Origin of the sequence: Blautia sp. HCN-20427 (assembly GCF_037890365.1) — a bacterium.
Lineage (GTDB): Bacteria > Bacillota > Clostridia > Lachnospirales > Lachnospiraceae > Blautia.
The window spans coordinates 79,534-98,244 of the sequence record NZ_JBBKBX010000006.1 but is presented as its reverse complement, the minus strand read 5'-3'; the positions used below and the strand labels follow the sequence as shown (position 1 = coordinate 98,244).

At 45.5% G+C, this 18,711-nt stretch carries 18 protein-coding genes, 1 pseudogene and 1 other annotated feature; of the genes and pseudogenes, 16 read left to right on the top strand and 3 right to left on the bottom strand.

What is annotated here, in order from left to right; translation table 11 throughout:
• Positions 1 to 77 precede the first annotated feature (77 nt).
• Positions 78 to 308 (top strand) — a binding site (T-box leader).
• A gap of 83 nt (positions 309 to 391) precedes the next feature.
• Together WKT17_RS05450 and WKT17_RS05445 are read left to right on the top strand one after the other, a co-directional pair.
• Entirely contained in the window at positions 392 to 1,432 is a 1,041-nt protein-coding gene (locus tag WKT17_RS05450) for a bile acid:sodium symporter family protein (RefSeq protein WP_173749722.1), read from the top strand.
• Positions 1,433 to 1,450: 18 nt separating this feature from the next.
• A complete protein-coding gene (locus tag WKT17_RS05445; RefSeq protein ID WP_340271891.1) occupies positions 1,451 to 2,122 on the top strand; it encodes a response regulator transcription factor in 672 nt (223 codons plus the stop codon).
• 4 nt (positions 2,123 to 2,126) lie between these two features.
• On the opposite strand, the pseudogene WKT17_RS05440 reads toward WKT17_RS05445, so the two are convergent.
• From WKT17_RS05440 to WKT17_RS05430, 3 genes and pseudogenes are all read right to left on the bottom strand, one after another.
• Positions 2,127 to 4,341: pseudogene (locus WKT17_RS05440) on the bottom strand (FtsX-like permease family protein).
• Positions 4,331 to 5,098 carry an ABC transporter ATP-binding protein gene (locus tag WKT17_RS05435; RefSeq protein WP_330027371.1) on the bottom strand — a complete coding sequence of 256 codons (768 nt, stop codon included), beginning with the start codon at positions 5,096 to 5,098 and terminating at the stop codon, positions 4,331 to 4,333. Before WKT17_RS05435 ends, WKT17_RS05440 begins: the two are co-directional and overlap by 11 nt.
• A gap of 112 nt (positions 5,099 to 5,210) precedes the next feature.
• A complete protein-coding gene (locus WKT17_RS05430; protein ID WP_294460508.1) occupies positions 5,211 to 6,224 on the bottom strand; it encodes a sensor histidine kinase in 1,014 nt (337 codons plus the stop codon).
• A gap of 182 nt (positions 6,225 to 6,406) precedes the next feature.
• Between WKT17_RS05430 and WKT17_RS05425 the strand changes: the two genes are divergently transcribed.
• The 14 genes from WKT17_RS05425 to WKT17_RS05360 all read left to right on the top strand — a co-directional run bounded on the left by WKT17_RS05425 (position 6,407) and on the right by WKT17_RS05360 (position 18,686).
• Complete coding sequence (locus tag WKT17_RS05425) at positions 6,407 to 6,856, top strand: MarR family winged helix-turn-helix transcriptional regulator (protein ID WP_180211140.1); 450 nt, start codon at positions 6,407 to 6,409, stop codon at positions 6,854 to 6,856.
• Positions 6,846 to 8,210 (top strand): MATE family efflux transporter, encoded by a 1,365-nt coding sequence (locus WKT17_RS05420; RefSeq protein WP_298060853.1) that lies wholly within the window; start codon positions 6,846 to 6,848, stop codon positions 8,208 to 8,210. Before WKT17_RS05425 ends, WKT17_RS05420 begins: the two co-directional genes overlap by 11 nt.
• Positions 8,211 to 8,285: 75 nt before the next feature.
• Positions 8,286 to 9,599: a bifunctional folylpolyglutamate synthase/dihydrofolate synthase gene (locus tag WKT17_RS05415; RefSeq protein WP_173749716.1), complete on the top strand. Its 1,314-nt coding sequence runs from the start codon at positions 8,286 to 8,288 to the stop codon at positions 9,597 to 9,599.
• Positions 9,592 to 10,149, top strand: coding sequence for a GTP cyclohydrolase I FolE (gene folE, locus WKT17_RS05410; RefSeq protein ID WP_207718895.1), 558 nt, complete (start codon positions 9,592 to 9,594; stop codon positions 10,147 to 10,149). Before WKT17_RS05415 ends, folE begins: the two co-directional genes overlap by 8 nt.
• Positions 10,150 to 10,151: 2 nt before the next feature.
• Positions 10,152 to 10,634, top strand: coding sequence for an HD domain-containing protein (locus tag WKT17_RS05405; protein ID WP_173749714.1), 483 nt, complete (start codon positions 10,152 to 10,154; stop codon positions 10,632 to 10,634).
• A 20-nt stretch (positions 10,635 to 10,654) separates the two neighbouring features.
• Positions 10,655 to 11,467 (top strand): dihydropteroate synthase, encoded by an 813-nt coding sequence (gene folP / locus WKT17_RS05400; RefSeq protein ID WP_294460564.1) that lies wholly within the window; start codon positions 10,655 to 10,657, stop codon positions 11,465 to 11,467.
• Between the two features lie 3 nt (positions 11,468 to 11,470).
• The gene (gene folK / locus WKT17_RS05395) at positions 11,471 to 12,307 is read left to right on the top strand and encodes a 2-amino-4-hydroxy-6-hydroxymethyldihydropteridine diphosphokinase (RefSeq protein WP_173749713.1); all 837 of its coding nucleotides are present in this window, start codon (positions 11,471 to 11,473) and stop codon (positions 12,305 to 12,307) included.
• A 2-nt stretch (positions 12,308 to 12,309) separates the two neighbouring features.
• Entirely contained in the window at positions 12,310 to 13,008 is a 699-nt protein-coding gene (gene vanR, locus WKT17_RS05390; RefSeq protein ID WP_173749756.1) for a VanR-ABDEGLN family response regulator transcription factor, read from the top strand.
• A complete protein-coding gene (locus WKT17_RS05385) occupies positions 12,998 to 13,423 on the top strand; it encodes a hypothetical protein (protein WP_340271887.1) in 426 nt (141 codons plus the stop codon). Before vanR ends, WKT17_RS05385 begins: the two co-directional genes overlap by 11 nt.
• 12 nt (positions 13,424 to 13,435) lie before the next feature.
• A complete protein-coding gene (locus WKT17_RS05380) occupies positions 13,436 to 14,155 on the top strand; it encodes a sensor histidine kinase (RefSeq protein WP_330606206.1) in 720 nt (239 codons plus the stop codon).
• A gap of 109 nt (positions 14,156 to 14,264) precedes the next feature.
• The gene (locus tag WKT17_RS05375; RefSeq protein ID WP_173749711.1) at positions 14,265 to 15,215 is read left to right on the top strand and encodes a D-alanyl-D-alanine carboxypeptidase family protein; all 951 of its coding nucleotides are present in this window, start codon (positions 14,265 to 14,267) and stop codon (positions 15,213 to 15,215) included.
• Between the two features lie 170 nt (positions 15,216 to 15,385).
• On the top strand, positions 15,386 to 16,147 hold the full coding sequence (gene larB, locus WKT17_RS05370; protein ID WP_173749710.1) for a nickel pincer cofactor biosynthesis protein LarB: 762 nt from the start codon (positions 15,386 to 15,388) through the stop codon (positions 16,145 to 16,147).
• Positions 16,144 to 16,962 carry a LarC family nickel insertion protein gene (locus WKT17_RS05365; protein WP_173749709.1) on the top strand — a complete coding sequence of 273 codons (819 nt, stop codon included), beginning with the start codon at positions 16,144 to 16,146 and terminating at the stop codon, positions 16,960 to 16,962. The genes larB and WKT17_RS05365 overlap by 4 nt, the downstream gene beginning before the upstream one ends.
• A 137-nt stretch (positions 16,963 to 17,099) precedes the next feature.
• Positions 17,100 to 18,686: a DEAD/DEAH box helicase gene (locus WKT17_RS05360; RefSeq protein WP_294460489.1), complete on the top strand. Its 1,587-nt coding sequence runs from the start codon at positions 17,100 to 17,102 to the stop codon at positions 18,684 to 18,686.
• Positions 18,687 to 18,711 lie beyond the last annotated feature (25 nt).

The window sequence follows — 18,711 nt, the reverse complement described above, 5'->3', positions numbered from 1 at the left end:
AAAAGTAGTTGACATTTCAGAAATCAGGGCTATAATGGTTATTAAATCAATTACAACATATTAATGTGATAAAACACCGAAATCCGATGAAGGGAACAAGGTCATATTTCAGAACGGTATTTCAGAGAGTCTGCGTTTGGTGAAAGCAGATATAGCGGGAAATGTGAATATCCTCCCTAAGGAGCTGACTGAAAGAAGCAGTAGGTTCAGCCGGAATCCTCCGTTAAAGGGAAAACATATGAAGTATGTGAGCGCTGCAGGAAATCTGCAGAATGAGGGTGGTACCGCGGATTATATTCGTCCCTTTCGGCAAGAGCCGGAGGGGGCTTTTTGTCGTGTGAAAGTTCATGAAACTTTTCTTGGGTGTTTGCACAGAAGAAGGAGGATTTCTATGAAAGCATTACAAAAAGCAAGCAAATTTCTATCCAATTACACTTCGGCCGTGGTGATTGCCATAGCGGTTGTCACCTTTTTCCTTCCGGGGCTGATGGGCTGGGTCAACTTCCAGTTGTTTACAGATATGGTGGGCAATAAATTTACCAGCCAGTCTTTGATTATCGGAATTATCATGTTCAGTATGGGACTGACACTGACGACCCAGGATTTTAAAATTTTGGCGCAGCGTCCTCTGGATATCTGTATCGGTGCAGCTGCCCAATATCTGATTATGCCGTTTCTGGCTTTTGCGGTCAGCCGTGCCCTGCATTTGCCGGATGGCATTGCCCTGGGACTGATTTTAGTAGGCTGTTGTCCGGGGGGAGTTTCCTCCAATATCATGTCCTACCTGTGCGGCGGTGACGTGGCCTTTTCTGTGGGCATGACTACGGTATCCACACTGCTGTCCCCGATTATGACACCGCTTCTGGTTTCTTTTCTGGCAAGCGGAACAAAAATCAATATTCAGGGGCTGCCCATGTTTGTGTCCATTATCGAAACCGTGATTCTTCCTATTGCCGTAGGATTTCTTCTTAACTATCTCTGGGGAAAGAAAAAGACTTTCCAGAATATCCAGAAAATGATGCCCGGTGTTGCTGTATTGGGTCTGGCCTGCGTAGTAGGCGGTGTTATTTCTTCACAGAGCGCAAACTTCTTCAACTCAGGTGTTGTCATTTTTGTAGCTGTTCTGCTTCATAACGGACTGGGCTATCTGTTGGGCTACGGTGCCGGTAAACTGACAGGCATGAACACTGCGAAGAAAAGAACAATCTCTATTGAAGTGGGTATGCAGAATGCGGGACTTGCCACCAACCTGGCCACTACTACGGCACAGTTTGCCAGCACCCCGCAGTCCGCAATTATCTGTGCGGTATCCTGTGTATGGCATTCCATTTCCGGAACCTTGATTGCCGGTTTCTTTGCAGGTCTTGACCGTAAAAAAGAAAAAGCAGAAAGCACGGTGGGAAGCGGAGCCATTCTTTCTGAAAATGAATGATTTAAAGGAATTCTGAAAATGAACTATAAAATTTTGATTATAGAAGATGATTCTGTCATACAAAAAGAACTGAAAACACTTTTAAAAGGCCACGGATATGAGGTGCAGGCTGTGGAAGATTTCCGTCAAACCATAGAAACGGTAAAGCAATTTTCCCCCCATTTAATTCTCCTGGACGTTAAACTGCCAGGAGAAGATGGATTTTCCCTATGTGCGAAAATCCGCAGCTTTTCCGCTGTGCCCATTGTGTTTGTCACCAGCTGCAGCACAGATATGGATGAATTGAACAGCATTATGCTGGGAGGAGATGCATTTATCACAAAACCCTATCATACAGCCATTCTTCTGGCAAAAATGGATTCCCTTCTCAAAAAAGCCTATCCAAGGGAACAGAATACCTGTCTGACACACAGAGGTGTCACCCTTCATCTGGAGGACAGCACCATATCCAGGGGAGAAGAGAGTGTAGAATTGACAAAAAAAAATGAAGTGAAAATTTTATATTATCTGTTTTGCCATGCAGGAAGTATCTGCGCCAGAGGGGATTTGATAGAATACCTGTGGGACAACCGTCTTTACGTAGATGACAATGCCCTGAGCGTGAATATCAATCGTATCCGGGAGAAACTTTCCTGCATGGGAGTACAAGACTTTATTATTACAAAACACAGACAGGGATACCGGATATAATGCCTTATGAATGGATGGAGCGGCTGAAAAGTATCCATGTACTTATAAAATAGCAGAGGAATAAACCGGCCAGAATACTTACAGTTGTGCCTGCCTGCAGCAGCAAGGCGGTAACCCCAATATACGCAGAGATTTCTGCTGATATAGATTGTACAAAATAGGCAATCACAACAGCAGCAACTATGACAGCTACAAGGACTGGAAGGCCAAACCAGACACCTAACTGCTTCAGCACCAGTTTCTGTATACGCGGCTCCTCCACGCCTAATTTTCTAAGTACGGAGAAGCGGTATTTGTACTGGTCTGCGTCCAAAAGCTGCTGCAGGGAAAGTATCGTAAGGCAAATCACCATGAGTACCACAGCACCATAAAGCATTGCAGCCTGTAAGATGAAATTACTTGCTTTTGTGCTGTTAATCTGCAGGGTGCTTAAACGAATTCCATAACTGGTTTCTTTATCTGTCTCTTCTGGATATTCTGCTGTGAAAATTTTTTCCAGTTGGCGGGCGTTTTCATAAGAAATCGTTTCCTTTGTTGTAATATAGCGGTTTTGCATAACCGGAAGCAAGCGCTCACACACCTTATCCGGGAACACATAAAGGACATTGGTATAGGAATTGTAGGCCGTTTCCCCAATGGGGTCTTCATAAAAGGACTGCTTAGAGAGCGTTAATGTTCCGGCGTCTGTTGCAACATGGGTATGACTTTCCAGAAAGCGGTCTATTTCTTCCGTCTCTGCAATGGACTTCCACTGCGTGGTAAACGCATTTTCTGCCAGAGAAACAGGAGTATATCCAAGCATTTCCCGTATGGCATTGTAGTCGCTTAAAGAAATTGCCGCAACAGGAAAATCGTATTTTGAGCGGCTGTGAAAATCATCTTTGTTTGGAAGGTATAGATGAAAAGTGCAGTCGTATGCCGCTTCAAGCTTGTGTTCTGCCAAAAAATCTGTCACCAGGTCATAAGTATCATGGGGCAGATTTTCTTCTTCATATACGTCGTTGTATCCGGAATAAATCTGCACATCATACATAGAGCGTATATCCAGATAACCGGAAGCCCAATTCACCAAAATGGGGGCCGCAATGAACAGAAAAACAGCAAGCACTAAGGTTATACAGATAAGAGTCATGGTCTTGCTGGTTGTATTCAGCTTCGATAAAATCTGTCCAAAAAAGAAAAGAGCTTCCTGGCGGTATCTGTGTTTGGACGATTTCTCTTTCCAGGCCAAAAGGAAGCTGCCGGCAAGGTAAAGGAAAGCACAAATAAAGAAAAGCAAATCCATCAGGACAAATACCAGATATTGATGGATGGTTCCGCTGCCTAAGGCCAGATAGTATTCCTTTGTCAATGCGGGGACACTGGCTGCTGTGCATGCATTTAGAACAGAGCATACAAGCAAACCTGAAAGCAGTGTAGAATCACTTGCTTTTTTCTTTTTTATCAGGCACAGCACAGACCAAAGCAGAGTCATGGCCGGAAAGAGAATGTTTCCCCAGAACATGATTTGTACAGGAAGGGCGAATCGGGAGTCATAGTAAAACCAGACTTTTTGTATTCCTGTAAGGAGCATCCACACGGACAATCCTTCAAAGAGGATGATCACACCAGAAATCCAACGACTCCTTTTTAATGCAGGCTCGTTTTCCCTGCCTGATAAAAGCATATCCATTATTTTTGCCTTTTGGATGGCGTGGGTATTCCACATCCCCACAAGCAGGAAACTGCATACAAAGAAGCAGACAGTCAGCAAAACCGTATCTGGAAACAGGATCCATGTCAATTCATAACTTTTCCCATAGGAGGTCAGCAGCAGGGCAGTGATAAATTGGGAACAGAACACACCAAGGAAAATTCCAATCACAATAGAGAGTGTTCCCATGAGAAAGGTTTCGGCAAAGAAAATCCTGCCAATGATTTTTTTGTTCCATATCCATGACGGACTGCACTGCAAATTCTTTTTGCCTGCGCTGAAGCATATAACGATTGACAAAATGTATCAAAAACAGCACAAGCAATGTAATGAGGCAAATGGCTGCTTTCAAGCCGTCACTTAAGAGTGTGAAGTCGTATTCACTTCCTATATCCGGCCTGTAATAGCTGCTGGCAATGGACAGGAAAGAATAAAACAGGGCAACGCAGATAGTCATGGTTACAATGTAGATTAAATAGTCTTTTACAGACCGGCGGGCATTTTTGAGAACAAGTTTAACATACATGGCTTTGCCCTCCTCCAATCATGGTAAGGACATTCAGAATTTTATTGAAAAAAGCACTTCTGCTGTCATGTCCCTTACACAGTTCCGTGAAGATTTCCCCGTCCCTGAGAAAGAGGATACGATTGGCATAGCTGGCTGTAAAAGCGTCATGGGTTACCATGAGAATCGTAGCGCCCATCTGTTCGTGGATACCTTGCATGGTGGACAAAAGCATTTGAGAGGAATGGCTGTCCAAAGCTCCTGTGGGTTCGTCTGCCAAAAGCAGCCTGGGATTGTTGATGAGAGCCATTGCACAGGCGCAGCGCTGTTTCTGGCCGCCGGATACCTGGTAGGGATATTTGTTTAGAATATCACAGATATTCAGCTTTTGCGCCATATCCCAAATGCGGGGTTCCACATCCTGAGCCGGGGTTTTATGAATGGCCAAAGCCAGGGCAATGTTTTCGGAAATTGTCAAGGTATCTAATAAGTTAAAGTCCTGAAAGACAAAACCTAAGTTTTCTCTGCGAAACCGGGCAAGAGACTTTGGCTTTATCTCCGTAATGTCTGTTCCTTCTAAATAAATGTGGCCTGCGCTTACGGTATCAATAGCAGAGATACAGTTAAGCAGCGTTGTTTTTCCGGAGCCGGACGCCCCCATAATACCGAGAAATTCTCCGGCCTCAACGGAAAAGCTGATATCCTGAATGGCCTTCGTGATATTCCCTTCATTGCCATAGTATTTTTGGATATGTTCCAATTTCAAAATGGTACTCATGTGTCTGACCTCCTTAAGTCTTTTCTGTATTGGATTATAAATGGCCTGGGAATTTTTTTGTATCAGGTTTTCTTACACAGTTCTTACAGAAATGTAAGAATTGCAGAGCCTGTCAGTTCTGTACCCCGGTAACAAAATCGTTGACAGGAAAAGACAGCGTAAGAGTTGTCCCTTTTTCTTTCGAGTAAGCAGTCAGCCCAATTCCAAGCTTATCACAAAGACGCTTGCACAGATACAGCCCAATTCCAGTGGAATTTCTGCCGGTTCGTCCATTCTGTCCGGTAAAGCCTTTTTCAAAAATGCGGGGCAGGTCGCCTGGGGGTATGCCGATTCCGTTGTCTTCTATACATAAAAGAATATGCTCCTGCTTTCTTACCGTAAAAAAGTGTAAAGCCGGCTGTTCTGTACCATACTTGACAGCATTGCTGATAAGCTGGTTTAAAATAAACCGTATCCATTTATCATCCGTATAAACACAGTGCTCCAGGTTGTCTGCAGTAATTCTCATATTGCTCTGCCGCAAAAGATATTTGTTGTCTGCAATGGCGTTATGTACCACATCACTTAGCTGGATTTCCCGTATAGAGTAATCTTTTTCTGTATGTTCACTACGGGCATAGTAGAGCGCCTGTTCTGTAAATTGCTGGACATTTTCCAATTCTGCCAGCAGTTCTCGGGTAAAGGAGGAACGGTTATTTTCGCAAAGCAGCTTCATGGCTGTGATTGGGGTTTTGACTTCATGTATCCACTGCTCGATGTATTCCTTATATTCTTTTCGTTCCCGTTGGATTTCCCCTATTTTTTCAATCATAGATTTTTCTGCCATTTTCATAATCTGGTAGAAGACCTGATCGGCGGCTTTCTCCGGTACAGCCATGATTTCCGGTATTAAGTACCGTTCCTCTAACTGCTCTGCCATGTCTAACAATTTGTTCAGACGAGTCTTTTGCATACAGCAGACAATGACTAAGTATGAAAGCAAAACAAGCAGCCAGACCATAAGAATAAACAGAACCGTCTGTACGGCATTGCCATTGGCCAGTAAAAACAGGGCAAGTGCCAGCATACCCAAAACATGGATAAAAATAACGGGCAGTTGATTTCTCAGATATTGTTTTACGCGCATAAGGTATCCCCTTTCCTGTTGTCTGTCTTCCTAAAGATGTCTTTCTGTTACTCTATTATACTGTGCAGGAGAGATTTTCTCAATATGGCAAAGTCTTGACAAAAAAGAAAAAAGGCCTATAATAGTTCTTTGCAAAACGGTTCTTTTTAAAACTATCAGCAACGGGAAAGGAGAGGTGGAAAATGAGGCCGGAAGCATCAGATATGCGGCTGTTGATGCGGTGTGTGACAAAGCTGTATGAGCAGTGTCTAGAAAATATTCGGGGAGAATATGGGCTTTCACAGATAGAAATCGCCATTATCGGATTTCTGTATAACAATCCGGGAAAGGATACTGCTGCAGAGATTGTGGAGCTGCGAAGGCTTCCCAAGGGAAATGTATCACAGGGCGTGGAACTTTTGGTAAAAAAAGGGCTTGTAAAACGAAACGCTGATACAACGGACCGCAGAAAAGTGCATTTGTCTTTGGAGGAGGCGGCAATTCCCATTTGCAGCGGAATTGAAAAGGTGAATCAAAAGTTTGAGGAGCAGCTTTTTGCCGGTCTTTCCGGAGAAGAAAAAGAGATATACGAGAGAATCAACAGACAGCTTATGGAAAATATTGAGAAAGGAATGAGTTTTCATGAAAAGTGACAAAGATTTTCTGGGTACACAGCCCATTGGAAAATTGCTTTTAAATCTGGCGCTGCCCACGGTTGCCGCGCAGATTATCAACATGCTTTACAACATTGTAGACCGTATTTATATCGGACATATTCCTAAGGCGGGGGCCATGGCGCTGACCGGAGTGGGAGTCTGCATGCCTCTGATTATGATTGTGTCTGCCTTTGCAGCACTGGTTGGAAACGGCGGTTCTCCCAGAGCTTCTATTGCCATGGGGAAAGGTGACAATGAGTCTGCAGAGAAAATTTTGGGCAACTGCTTTACTTTGCAGATAGTGATTTCCACTATTTTAACAGCCGTGCTGCTGCTTTGGAACCGAGATTTTCTCATGGCGTTCGGGGCCAGTGAGGATACCATTGAGTACGGTGTCAGCTATATGAATATTTATGCACTGGGAACTATTTTTGTACAGCTTACCCTTGGTATGAACGCTTTTATTACAGCTCAGGGATTTGCGAAGACGGGTATGCTGTCTGTGCTGATTGGTGCGGTTGCCAATATTGTCCTGGACCCCATTTTTATTTTTGGTCTGGACATGGGGGTAAAAGGAGCGGCCCTTGCCACCATCCTTTCTCAGGGATTATCCTGTATCTGGGTAATGGCATTTCTTTTCGGAAAGAAAACATTCCTGCGTATTCAGAAGAAGAATCTGAAACTGCAGAGGAAGGTCATTTTTCCGTGTATTGCTCTGGGTTCTTCTGTTTTTGTTATGCAGGCCAGTGAAAGTATTATCTCCATCTGTTTTAACTCTTCTTTGCAGAGATACGGCGGAGATATTGCCGTAGGCGCCATGACGATTCTTACCAGTGTGATGCAGTTTGCCATGTTGCCGCTGCAGGGACTGGGACAGGGAGCGCAGCCCATTATCAGTTATAATTACGGTGCCCGCAATGGAAAACGTGTAAAATCGGCGTTCCGTCTGCTCTTGAAAGTCAGTTTGTTTTATTCCCTGCTGCTGTGGGGACTGGTGATGCTGTTCCCAAGGGCTTTTGCCGGAATGTTTACTTCTGACGGAACCCTGATGAATTTTACAGAGACCGCGCTGCGTGTCTATATGGCTGCTCTGTTTATTTTCGGTATTCAGATGGCGTGTCAGATGACTTTTATGTCTATCGGAAACGCAAAGGCCTCTATCCTAGTAGCCGTTATGAGAAAATTTGTGCTCCTGATTCCTCTGATTTACCTTATGCCCTTGATTTTTGACGGGGATAAGACGAAAGCAGTCTATATGGCAGAGCCGGTGGCAGACACGTTTGCCGTGATTTTTACGGTGGTTCTTTTTGCCCGTCAATTTAAAAAGGCACTTGCTGAAATATCCCGTTGAGATATGGGGGAAAAAGGGATATAATAGGGGTTGTAATAGATTAAGAGGTGGGAAACCGTCTCGGATAGGAGTAATATGAATTACGAAGAAGCAAGAGTATATTTGGACGAAATTTCCAAATACGGAAGTGTACTTGGCTTGGAGAATATGAAAGAGCTGCTGGTCAGACTTGGTAATCCCCAGGAAGATTTAAAGTTTATCCACATTTCCGGAACAAATGGGAAAGGGTCTGTGCTGGCTTATCTTTCAACGATACTGTCCGGCGCGGGATATCGCACAGGAAGGTACATATCCCCTACACTGTTTTCTTATCGGGAGCGGATTCAGGTCGATGAGAAAGAAATTGAAAAAGAATCTCTTGCCCGTCATGTGACAGCCATTTCAGAGGCTGTGAAAGATATGGCGGAGCAGCATGCGGGAACACCTACGATTTTCGAGGTGGAGACTGCTCTGGCTTTTCTCTATTTTAAGGAGAAAAAATGTGATGTGGTAGTGCTGGAGACAGGGCTTGGAGGGGCTCTGGACGCTACCAATGTGATTACTACCACACTTTTGGAGGTCATTGCCTCTATCAGTATGGACCACATGGAATTTCTGGGAGATACCCTGGAGAAAATTGCCGTGCAGAAGGCGGGCATTATTAAGCCCCATACCCAGGTAGTCTGTGCAGCCCAGAAGGAAGAAGCCCAAAAAGTGATAGAAGAAACCTGCAAAAGGCAGCATTGCTGCCTGCGGACGGTAAAGCAGGAACAGATAAGCCAGATTTCCTATGGACTTTCCGGGCAGAGTTTTACCTACGGCAAATGGGAAGAGGTGAGAATTTCCCTGGCCGGAAGTTATCAGGTGGAGAATGGCGCTCTGGCGCTGGAGGCTGTGGAGGCTTTGCGGGAAATAGGCTTCCTTCTTTCTGACGAGCAGGTTCGGGCAGGTATGCACAAGGCCTGTTGGAGAGGCAGATTTACACGGATTGCCCAAAATCCGGATGTGATTCTGGACGGTGCGCACAATCCGGCTGCAGCTCTGGAATTAAAGCGTTCCATAGAACTGTATTACAAGGACAGAAACCTGCACTATATTTTCGGTGTGTTTAGGGATAAAGACTACCGGAAAATCATTGCATTGACCGCACCTTATGCAAAGGACATTATAACCGTGGAAACACCGGGAAATCCCCGTGCCCTGCCGGCTGAAGAACTGCGGGATGCGGTGGCAGAGGTGAATCCGTCTGTGGAGGCGGCCAAAAGTATCAAAGAAGCAGTCCAAAAGACTCTGGAACGCGCGGACAAAGAAGACGCAGTGATTATCTTTGGTTCCCTGTCTTTTTTAAAGGACGCAGTAAAAGCAATTTCATGTGAGGGTAAGGAAAATGACGAAGAACAAAATGGATAAAGAAAAAATCGAAGAAGGCGTAAGACTGATTCTGGAAGGAATTGGAGAAGATATTAACCGGGAGGGACTTTTAGAGACTCCGGACCGGATTGCCAGAATGTATAAGGAACTGGCAGCAGGCTATACAGATGATGCGGCAAAACACCTGAAAAAGAGATTTCATGTAGATAACAACGATATGGTATTGGAAAAGGATATTCCTTTTTATTCCTTCTGCGAACACCATATGCTGCCTTTCTACGGTACCGCAGCCATTGCCTATATTCCAAATGGCGAAGTGGTGGGACTGAGCAAAATGGCAAGAACCGTGGAAGTGTTTGCAAAGCGTTTTCAGCTTCAGGAACGTCTGACCGCGCAGGTGGCGGATGCTTTTATGGAGGAGCTGAAACCTCAGGGCGTTATGGTGCTTGTAGAAGCAGAGCATATGTGTATGACTATGAGAGGCATTAAAAAACCGGGTACAAAAACGGTTACTGTGGTTACCAGAGGCGTCTTTGATGACAATGAAAAGCTGCAGAACAATTTCTACCGTATGCTGGAAAGACGGTAAATATGGACAGAGTAAATAAAATCTGCAGTCATGCGCTGTGGCAGCAGGCGGTGGCCAAGATACAGGAACTGGAAAAAGAGCGGGTTTTCTGCGGGCATGATGTGGCGCATTTTTTAGATGTGGCAAGATTGGCCTATATTGAAAATCTGGAGAAAGGTCTGGCTCTGGATAAGGAACTGATATATGGTGCTGCCCTGCTTCACGACATCGGCAGAGGGCTGGAATACACCCAAAACATACCCCATGACCAGGGAAGCCAGCTTCTGGCAGAAAAGATTCTGCCGGACTGCGGCTATACGAAAGAAGAAGAAAACGCAATTCTGGAGGCAATTTCCGGCCACAGAACAGCAGATACCGGAACCAGAGCGGATTTGGCGGGACTCTTATACCGCGCAGACAAGAAATCCAGGACCTGTCTCTTTTGTTCGGCACAGGCAGAATGTAAATGGAGCACAGAAAAGAAAAATCTTACCATAGAGGTGTAAGCTAGGAGGAACTTCTTATGATGAAAATCGGAAATCGTATGTTTGATGTGGAACAGGACTGTTCCATTATGGGAATTCTCAATGTAACCCCGGATTCTTTTTCTGACGGGGGCAAGTGGAATGATATAGAAAAGGCAAAAAAGCACACAGCAGATATGATTGCGGAAGGTGCGGCCATTATTGATATTGGCGGAGAATCCACCCGCCCCGGTCATGTGCAGATTTCCATTCAGGAAGAAATTGACCGGGTAGTGCCGGTGATTGAAATGGTAAAAAAGGAATTTGACATTCCGGTATCCATTGACAGCTATAAAGGAGAAGTAGTGGAAGCGGCTTTAAAGGCAGGGGCTGACCTGGTGAATGATATCTGGGGACTGAAATATGACGCAAAAGTTGCCGAACTGATTGCCGAATATCAGGTGCCTTGCTGTCTGATGCACAACCGGGAGAAAGCGGAATACAACAACTTTTTAGACGATATGTGCCAGGATATGCGGGAGTCTCTGGCTATTGCGAAAAAAGCAGGCATTGCCGATGACAAAATCATTCTGGATCCAGGCGTTGGATTCGGAAAAACATATGAGCACAATCTGATGGCCATTCATCATCTGGAACGTCTGGTGGAATTAGGCTATCCGGTACTGTTGGCCACTTCCCGGAAATCCGTTATCGGAACGGCTCTGGACTTGCCTTCTGACGAGCGCGTGGAGGGTACTTTAGCGACTACGGTTCTGGGAGTACAGAAAAGGGCAGCTTTTGTCCGTGTCCACGATGTAAAAGAAAATTTAAGGGCTATCCGCATGACGCAGGCCATTTTAAGGGAAGGAAAATAAGCCATGAAAACATTGCAGTATGATGAAATTCATGTGGAAAATCTGGAAGTCTTTGCGAATCACGGAGTCTTTCCGGAGGAAACCAGTCTGGGACAGAAATTTGTGATTTCCCTTACCATGTATGTGGATACCAGAAAGGCAGGGAAAACGGACTGTCTGGAAGAATCTGTGCATTACGGGGAAGTCAGCAGCTTTATGACGGCCTATACAAAAGAACATCCCCGGAAACTCATTGAGGCGGCAGCAGAAGACCTGGCAGAAACGGTGCTGCTGCAGTATCCTCTTTTAAAAGGTGTGACACTGGAATTGAAAAAGCCCTGGGCGCCGGTGGGACTGCCTCTGGAGACGGTTTCCGTGAAAATTACCCGGTTCTGGCACACGGCTTATCTGGCCCTCGGCTCTAATCTGGGAGATAAGGAGGGCTATTTAAATCAGGCTATCAAAGAACTGGACAGCGCAAAAGACTGCCAGGTGGAAAAGGTATCTTCCTATCTGGTGACAGAGCCTTATGGGGGTGTGGAGCAGGATGATTTCTTAAATGCCTGCCTGAAACTGAAAACCCTGCTGTCCCCTCAGGAGCTTTTAGAACGTCTGCATGAAATTGAACAAAATGCCCACAGAGAACGGTTGGTTCACTGGGGACCCAGAACCCTGGATTTGGATATTCTTCTGTACGATGACGAAGTACTGGAAACAGAGGATTTAATCATTCCCCATGTGGAAATGCAGCTTCGGGATTTCGTATTAAAACCCATGTGTGAAATTGCACCGTATAAAAGACACCCTCTTTTAGGAAAAACCATGACACAACTTTTGTGTGAATTGGAAGAAAAGGGCTGATGATGAAAGAAAAGATACTGGTTGCAGATGATGAACAGGAAATCGCAGATTTGATAGAGGTCTACCTGGAAAATGAAGGTTTTCAAGTACGGAAGTTTTACGATTCCAAAGAGGCTCTGGCCTGCATTGAGACCGAAGTGCCGGATTTGGCTGTCCTGGATATTATGATGCCAGATATCAGCGGTCTTACCCTTTGCAGGAAAATCCGGGAAAAACATAATTATCCCATTATTATGCTTACGGCCAAAAATGGGGAACTGGATAAGATTAACGGTCTGGCTCTGGGGGCAGATGATTATATGACAAAGCCTTTTCTGCCGTTGGAACTGGTGGCGCGAATTAAAGCCCAGCTTCGCCGGTACAAGCGGTATAATACCGGAACCGTGCAGGACGCAGGGGATATTCTTACACATAAGGGATTGGTGCTGAATAAGAAAACTCATGAGTGTACTTTAAATGAACGCCCGCTTTCCCTGACGCCTACGGAGTTTGCCATTTTGGCAATTCTCTGTGAAGAAAAGGGGAAGGTAGTCAGCTCCGAGGAATTGTTTCATCAAATCTGGAAAGACGAATATTACAGTAAGAGCAACAATACCATTACAGTTCACATACGGCATTTAAGGGAAAAAATGCAGGACTCCTTCGAAAAGCCCAGGTACATTAAGACAGTCTGGGGGTGTGGCTACAAAATTGAAAACTAAAGGACGGAGAAACAAACGTCTTCGGTATATCAGGTTATTTGCTGCGCTTATAGCGGTTCCCCTTATCTGCTATACCATTTACTATATAGCGGATGTGTTTTTTAACGGGGCTTTTGTGGACTGGTTTACCCATCGGTTTGTGTATGAGCAGACCGTTTATGAGGGGGAGACGGCTTATGTAGAGCGTCAAATTGCCTGGAATGTGTTAAAACCTTTTCTGGCAAAAGTTTTTTTGCTGGCGGCGGCGTTCTTTGCCCTGTCTTTGGCGTTTGTCTCTTATTTCAGTCAGAAGCGAAAAGCAGAGAAACTTCTTTTGGATACCAGCCGGAAGATTCATCAGTATATGCACAGTGAACTGGAAGCAGAAGAAATTTTTCCTTCGGAATATGCCCAGGTCAGTACCCAGATTGTGTAGATAAAGGCGGACATGCAGCAAAAGGAACGGCGCTTAAAGGAAGAGGCCCAGAAGAAGAATGATTTGATTACCTATCTAGCCCATGATTTGAAAACCCCCCTGACTTCGGTGCTGGGATACCTGAATCTTTTAGAGGAGGCGCCGGATATGCCTGCTGCACAGAGAGAAAAATATGTGCACACTGCCCTTGGAAAGGCAGAACGTCTGGACAGTCTGATAGAGGAATTTTTTGAAATTACCCGGTATAATCTGCAGAATATGGTGCTGGAAAAAGAAAATCTGGATGTGTCTTATATGATGATACAGATGACGGAAGAATTTTATCCTGTGTTGTCATCCGGGCATAATACGGTCCGTCTGGAATTGCCCCAGGAATTTTTCGTGTACGCGGATTCGCAGAAGCTGGCCAGAGTTTTTAATAACCTACTGAAAAATGCCATTGCTTACAGTTATCCGGACACAGAAATTGTAGTAAGAGGAGAGCAGCAGGGGGAACAGGCTGTGATTTCTTTTGAAAATCATGGAAAAACCATTCCGAAGCAGAAACTGGATTTGATTTTTGAGAAATTTTTCCGTATGGATGAGGCCAGAAAAAGCAATACGGGAGGGGCAGGTCTTGGACTTGCCATTGCAAAGGAAATTGTGGAGCTTCACGGGGGAAGTATCTCGGCGGAAAGTAAGCAGGAGAAAACCGTTTTTCGGGTGACACTGCCGGAAAAACCCTCAAATTAATAAAATCTTAGGAAATACACAGGAAAATCTTAAAACACCATTCTTTTGTGTTTGTTACATTAGATACAGAGAGAAATCTGTAGAACAAACGAAAAGGATGGTGTTTTTCATGTCAAAAAGACGAAGAAGGAAAAGAAGAAAGCATATGCTGATGGGGTTTATCCTGTTTCTGACAGTGACGTATGGGCTGCTGGCATTGGGAACCTGGGCGGTGGGAAATTTACTGCAAAAGAACAGGGAAACAGAACAAGGAGTCCTCTCTGAAACTCTAAATCTCCAAAAACTCTCCAGCAAAGCAGCCGTGCTGACGGACCTTTCCACTGGAAAAATTCTGGCTGAAAAAAAGGGCGATGAACGGATTTATCCTGCGTCTCTTACTAAAATCATGACGGTGGTTCTTGCCATGGAGAAATTGGATAATCTGGATGATACAACGGTTCTTGACGGAGATATGTTCCGGGAGTTATATGCCCAGGGAGCGTCCATGGCGGGTTTTGCCCCTCAAGACCAGGTTTCTTACCGGGATTTGCTTTACGGTGCTCTGCTGCCTTTAGGCGCGGAGTGTTGTGAAGCTTTGGCAAGGGTCTGCGACGGTTCGGAGGAGGCCTTTGTAAAAGAGATGAATCAGAAGGCAAAGAAACTGGGAATGAAACATACCAATTTTAAAAATGTAACCGGACTTCATGACAAAGACCATTACACCACAGCAGAGGATTTATCCCTGCTTCTGGAATATGCGTTAAAAAATCAGGAGTTTTATGAAATTTTCACTGCAAAAAGTCATAGCATGGCTCCCACAGCTTCCCATCCGGAAGGATTTACCGTGTACAGCACCATGCGCCAGGAAATGGAGCAGAACGGAATTTCGGAGCCGGGAATTCTGGGCGGAAAGACAGGTTATACCTCGGAAGCCGGACTTTGTCTGGGAAGTCTTTTAAGCTTAGGGGGGAAGGAGTATATTCTGATAACCGCAGACGCACCGGGGAGTCATGAGACGGAACCCAGCCATATTTTGGATGCGGCAGAGGTCTGCCGGCAGTTGTCGCTCATTGGCAGTTGACAGAAAAATCAGGTTCCGGTAAAATATAAAGTAATGCAAATAGGAGAAAAATCAGAAAAACAGGATAGCTCAAACGTTTGACGCAAACCTTTGAGTAAAAAATGCTTGCCCTGGAGCCGGGTCTAAGGAGTATGATAGAGGTAAGCAAACAGAAAAGGAGCCTGAGATACATGGACAAAAAAGAGCTGCAGAATTTGCTGGAGCAGGTAGCCGGAGGACAGGTAAAGCCGGAAGATGCTCTGCTTCAGATAAAAACAGAACCTTATAAGGAAATGGGCTTTGCCAAGCTGGATACCCACAGGGGAATCCGTCAGGGCATGGCAGAAGTGATTTACGGTGCGGGAAAAACAAAAGAACAGATTTTAAAGATTGCCCAGGCCATGGTGGAAGAAAGGGAAAAGACGGTGCTGATTACCAGAATGAGCAAAGAGGCGGCGGAATATGTGGGCGCTTCCCTGGATTTGCATTATGACGACCTTTCCCGGACAGGCATTGTGGGACAAATACCGAAACCGGACGGGGTGGGCAAAATTGTGGTGGCTACCGGAGGAACCAGCGATATGCCGGTGGCAGAAGAGGCGGCTTTGACTGCCCAAGTGTACGGAAATGAAGTGGTTCGTCTTTACGATGTGGGTGTGGCGGGTATGCATAGGCTGATGGACCATATTGAGGATATTATGAGTGCCAGGGTGATTGTAGCCATTGCAGGTATGGAAGGGGCTCTGGCCAGCGTCATCGGCGGTATGGCAGACTGTCCGGTGATTGCAGTACCCACCAGCGTAGGATACGGGGCGAATTTCGGAGGACTTTCCGCTCTTTTGTCCATGCTGAATTCCTGTGCCAGCGGTATCAGTGTGGTAAATATTGATAACGGATTCGGTGCGGGGTATCTGGCAAGTATGATCAATCATCTGGAGGGGAGAAAAGAATGAAAACCTTATATTTAGAGTGCAATATGGGGGCCGCCGGAGATATGCTCATGGGCGCTCTTCTGGAACTGATTCCGGACCGGGAAAAATTTCTGAAAAAACTGAATCAGGCTGGCCTCCCCCATGTGAAGGTGTCTGCAAACCCGGCAGTGAAATGTGGGATTACGGGAACGCACGTTTCTGTGCATGTAGACGGCGCCGAAGAAGAGAGTGAGGAGGTATCCTTACAGGGAAGCGGACTTGAATCTCAGGAAGTGCATGAACACCACCACGGGCATACACACGCCCATGGACATCATCACCATGCGGGGATGAAGGATATTACAGAGCAGATTGACCGGCTGCAGACAGATGAGGCTGTCAAAGAAGATGTGAAGAATATTTACCGTATCATCGCCCAGGCGGAAAGCCAGGTACATGGCCGTGACATTACAGAAATTCACTTTCATGAAGTGGGTACGGCAGATGCTCTTGCGGATATTACAGGCTGCGTCATGCTGATACATGAACTGAAGCCGGAACAGGTGCTGGTTTCCCCTGTTACCACAGGATTTGGACAGGTGCGCTGCGCTCACGGGGTACTTCCGGTTCCGGCCCCTGCCACGGCTCGGATTCTTATGGGAGTGCCCTGCAATGCGGGAAGGATGGAAGGGGAACTCTGTACTCCTACAGGTGCGGCGATTCTCACCTATTTTGCCTCTGCTTATGGCAGAATGAGGGAGATGAAAATGGAAAAAATCGGCTATGGAATGGGGAAAAAGGACTTTCCAGCCGCAAACTGTGTCCGGGCAGTTTTGGGAGAGGCTCCCGCTGTTTGACAATTTGATACAGTTCTGGTATGATAGAAAAACGATTGCTTGATTTATGGAGTTGTTGCATTGATTGCATGTCGAGAATGTGCGGTGCGGCAACTCCATTTTTATGAGTAGTTAGAAAGAAGAGGTAAAGAATAAATATGGAAAATGTGAAATTTGAAAATCTGCAGCTTTGCCCGGAGATTTTAAAAGCTGTGAAATATATGGGCTTTGAGGAGGCTTCTCCCATTCAGGCTCAAGCGATTCCTACTATTATGGAAGGAAAGGATATCATTGGACAGGCCCAGACCGGTACGGGCAAGACCGCAGCCTTTGGAATTCCCCTGCTGCAGAAAATCAATCCTAAGGAAAAAAAGCCTCAGAGTATTATCCTGTGCCCCACAAGGGAACTGGCTATACAGGTAGCAGAGGAAATCCGCAGTCTGGCAAAATATATGCATGGCATTAAAGTTCTTCCTATTTATGGCGGCCAGGAAATTGTAAAGCAGATTCGATCTCTGAAAAGCGGGGTGCAGATTATTGTAGGAACACCGGGTCGTGTCATGGACCATATGCGGAGAAAAACGGTGAAAATGGACCAGATTCATACCGTGGTTTTAGATGAAGCAGACGAAATGCTGAACATGGGATTCCGGGATGATATTGAAACAATCTTAAAAGGGGTGCCGGAAGAGAGGCAGACCATCCTGTTTTCTGCCACTATGCCGAAAGCCATTATGGAAATTACGAAAAAATTCCAGAAAAAGGCAAAGGTTATTAAGGTTACCAAGAAAGAACTGACTGTGCCCAATATTGAGCAGTTTTATTATGAAGTAAAGCCCAAGAATAAAGAGGAAGTGCTGACCCGCCTGCTGGATATTTATACGCCAAAGCTTTCTGTTATTTTCTGCAATACGAAGAAGCAGGTGGACTTGCTGGTGACTGCCCTTCTGGGGAGGGGCTATTTTGCAGCAGGGCTTCACGGAGACATGAAGCAGGAGCAGCGTGACCGGGTTATGCAGGGCTTCCGCAGCGGGAAAACGGACATTTTGGTGGCAACGGATGTGGCAGCCAGAGGAATTGACGTGGATGAGGTCGAGGCGGTATTTAACTATGACCTGCCGCAGGATGACGAATACTATGTGCACCGCATTGGCCGTACCGGACGTGCAGGCCGTATTGGCCGTTCTTTCTCCTTTGTATCCGGAAAAGAGGTTTATAAGTTAAAAGAAATTCAGCGCTACTGCAAGACCAAGATTTTTGCGCAGAAAGTGCCGTCTTTAAATGATGTGGCAAATACTAAGATTGAAAATATTCTGGATTATGTGGAAACCATGATTGCAGAGGAAGATTTGACTGCCATGATTGATGCTATTCAGGACAAGCTGAATCATTCGGATTATACGGCTATGGATATAGCGGCAGCCTTTCTGAAAATGCAGAGCGGCATGTCTGAGATAAAAGAAGAGGAAGAGCCAGACTTCGGAGATACCGGGGCAGAAGAACCGGGGATGGTGCGGCTGTTTATTAATATCGGCAAGAAACACAAAGCAAAACCGGGAGACATTCTGGGAGCGCTGGCAGGTGAAAGCGGCATGCCGGGTAAACTCATTGGTACCATTGATATGTTTGATAAATATACCTTCGTAGAAGTACCTCAGGAATATGCAAAATCTGTGCTGTATGCCATGAAAAATGTGAAGATCAAGGGGAAATCCATTGCTGTAGAACCGGCGAACCAGAAATAACAGACAGAGAAAATGGCAGAAAGGA